The organism is Desulfovibrio sp. 1188_IL3213, from assembly GCF_036763145.1.
In the GTDB taxonomy this organism is placed as follows: domain Bacteria; phylum Desulfobacterota; class Desulfovibrionia; order Desulfovibrionales; family Desulfovibrionaceae; genus Desulfovibrio.
The window spans coordinates 1-2,550 of the sequence record NZ_JBAIYR010000336.1 but is presented as its reverse complement, the minus strand read 5'-3'; the positions used below and the strand labels follow the sequence as shown (position 1 = coordinate 2,550).

Sequence of the window (2,550 nt, the reverse complement as noted above, 5' to 3'; positions counted from 1 at the left end):
GCACGGCAATGGATGCGTGGGCGTCGCGTGCCGTGCGCAGGACTTCGCGCAGCGCCCAGAAGGCGTCCACATCGGGCTGAAAAGCGTGGGGACGGCTGGTTTGCGCGGCGTGCAGAAAACCTGTGACATCAGGAAAGGCATTGAGAGTAAATGCGGTTCCCCCGGCAGCCGGAAGTGAGGCCCAGTCCGCCGCTTCTTCATATACCCGCGCCGCCAGATTTACATCTTCAGCCAAGGGCAGCGGGGCAAGAGCCAGTGCGCGGTCACGCCCCACGCCTGAAAGGCAGAGCGAAGCCAGGTGGTCAGTGATGTGATTGAATTCCAGGGCCTGGAGCGTACGGGCGTGAATCATGCTGATGCCTCGGGAGCAATGAAATGGCTTGTCACAGAAAAAAGGACGCAGCTCCCGAAGGGCCTGACGGCCCGCATATTCCGGAGAGTGCGTTTTTGCCGGACACACAGTATTTCCATCTTGCGAGGCAACTCCCGGTTACAACGGCCTGTGGCCGGACGGCAGGGCGAGTTCCGCATCTGGAAGGCCGCTGTATATCCGCCATGACGGAAAAGCGGCTGAAAATATTGCGCTGCCGCCTGCTTTGGCAATCTTGCAGCGCAGGCGGGTCAGGGGCTGGTCAGGATTGCAGGCGTTTTTTCACGGCCTCAGAAAGTGCCTTGCCGTCCACCTGGCCCTTATGGCCGGCCATGATAGCGGATATGACCCTGCCCATATCTTTGGGCGACGATGCGCCAAGTTCGGCAATGGTGCTTTCAATGAGGGCGTTCAGTTCATCCTGACCAAGGGCCTTGGGCAGGTAGTCCTTGAGGACGACCAGTTCCGCAGCCTCTTTTTCGGCAAGGTCGGGCCGCTGGGCAGCCGTGTACTGCTCGATGGAGTCCTGCCTCTGCTTGCCTTCCTTGACAATGACATCAAGCATTTCTTCATCGGAAAGGCTGCCGCCGGGCCGCCGCAGGTCCACCAGGCGGTTCTTGACCGCTGTTTTCAACAGGCGCAGCACTGTAAGGCGCACGCTGTCTTTGGCTTTGTAGGCGCGCACATAGTCTTTTTCAATCTGTTCAAAAAGCGTGGTGGTAACGGTCATGGCAGTGGTGTGGTGAAGGGTGGAGTAAAGCAGAAAATGCGGGAAACCCCAAAAGGGGCTTCCCGCATAACTGGCCGGATGCAAGGCCCCGGGCGCATGTATGCGCCCCCGGTTAGGCCATGTTCATCTTCCTGATCTTTTTCATCAACCGCTTCCGGGCGGCGGCCTTCTTCTTTTTGCGCATGACGCTGGGCTTTTCGTAGTGCTGGCGCTTCTTCATTTCAGAAAGAATGCCGGCCTTTTCTACCTGCTTCTTAAAGCGGCGCAGCGCAATATCGAAGTTATAGTCGTCTTCGTTAAGAAAAACTCCGGGCAAGAAAATCACCCCCTTCGGCGGAGGGCCTATGGTTACGGCCCCAAAAAATACCGTTCACGGGCTTTACCCGCGTACGGACTGGCGACGATGTCGCAAGTGAAGTGCTTCTATAGCCCGGAGGCTGAAAAAAGGCAAGCTTTTTTCGCCGTTACGATTTTGTATGGCGAAAAAATTGCCGTAGCTGTAAGGCGCATGCGTTAAATGTTTACATTATCCTGGACGCTTATCATCACTGCTCGCATCATCAGAGCATTTTCATTTTGAAGTTGCTCTGGCGACTGCGTGAGCAGGCCCCTGTAGCGAAGGAGTGCGCAATTTACTTGCGCTGTTAAGCGCCGAAGTAAACTTTGAGAATATCCATTCTCAAAGTTAATCTGCTCTAGTTCAGCGAGTCCTTGAGCAGTTTGCCCGGGCGGAACTTGATAATCTTGCACGCCGGGATGGTAAGCGTGTCGCCGGTGCGGGGGTTGCGACCCTGCCTGGCCTTACGGTGCTCCACTGCGAATGTGCCGAAACCGGTAAGCGTAAGTTTGGATTCCTTGACAAGAGCGTCTTCGACAGAAGCGAGAAAGGCATTGAGGGTCCGTTCGGCAGCAGCCTTGGTCAAGTTGGCCTTGGCAGCTATTTTTTCAACAAGATCAGCCTTAGTCATCAGCGTGTCCTCCTGAAAGGTTCCCCCGCGCTGTTCCAGGCGGCCTTCGTGACCCTATAAAAAGCCTGAAGGCATACAACGCAGCAAGATTAGTGGATAGACTGAAAACTTTTTATGCCTTGTTGTCAAGTTGTGAAGCCCAAAAAGCGGTTATACGCTGAAAATCGGAGCATGTCAGGGCTTCGGGCCGCAAGGCGGGATCAATGCAGGCGTCGTGCAGGGACTTCTCAAGACCCGGCAGTGCGGCGCGTCGGAATATGCCGCCAAGCTGTTTGCGTCGTTGCTGAAAACATATCCGCAGAAGGCGCGAGAGCAGCTTCGGATGTGCGGGCCGGTCATGGGCGGGCAGCGGTTCAAAGCTCAGAACCGCAGAGTCTACCTTGGGAGGCGGGCTGAACGCACCCGGACCCACCACAAATTCCATGCGGGGGCGGGCATGGCTTTGCACCCAGACCGAGAGCGCGCCGTAGTGCCCCGTGCCC

At 56.5% G+C, this 2,550-nt stretch carries 4 protein-coding genes and 1 pseudogene; all 5 read right to left on the bottom strand.

Annotation, left to right across the window (positions count from 1 at the left end; translation table 11 throughout):
* Positions 1 to 352 (bottom strand): annotated as a pseudogene (locus V6C16_RS11100) (endonuclease MutS2); the annotation flags it as partial.
* 280 nt (positions 353 to 632) lie between these two features.
* Positions 633 to 1,100: a GatB/YqeY domain-containing protein gene (locus tag V6C16_RS11095; RefSeq protein ID WP_333536092.1), complete on the bottom strand. Its 468-nt coding sequence runs from the start codon at positions 1,098 to 1,100 to the stop codon at positions 633 to 635.
* Positions 1,101 to 1,212: 112 nt separating this feature from the next.
* Entirely contained in the window at positions 1,213 to 1,416 is a 204-nt protein-coding gene (rpsU, locus tag V6C16_RS11090; protein ID WP_012624720.1) for a 30S ribosomal protein S21, read from the bottom strand.
* A gap of 379 nt (positions 1,417 to 1,795) precedes the next feature.
* Positions 1,796 to 2,068 carry an HU family DNA-binding protein gene (locus V6C16_RS11085; RefSeq protein ID WP_333536091.1) on the bottom strand — a complete coding sequence of 91 codons (273 nt, stop codon included), beginning with the start codon at positions 2,066 to 2,068 and terminating at the stop codon, positions 1,796 to 1,798.
* A 112-nt stretch (positions 2,069 to 2,180) separates the two neighbouring features.
* Positions 2,181 to 2,550: rRNA adenine N-6-methyltransferase family protein (locus tag V6C16_RS11080; protein WP_333543224.1), on the bottom strand; the 370-nt coding region annotated here is incomplete at its 5' end.

What these genes read in the sequence shown, in the direction of transcription:
- V6C16_RS11095 (WP_333536092.1), bottom strand. Translation starts at nt 1,100, where the DNA reads ATGACCGTTACCACCACGCTTTTTGAACAGATTGAAAAAGACTATGTG.
- V6C16_RS11085 (WP_333536091.1), bottom strand. Translation starts at nt 2,068, where the DNA reads ATGACTAAGGCTGATCTTGTTGAAAAAATAGCTGCCAAGGCCAACTTG.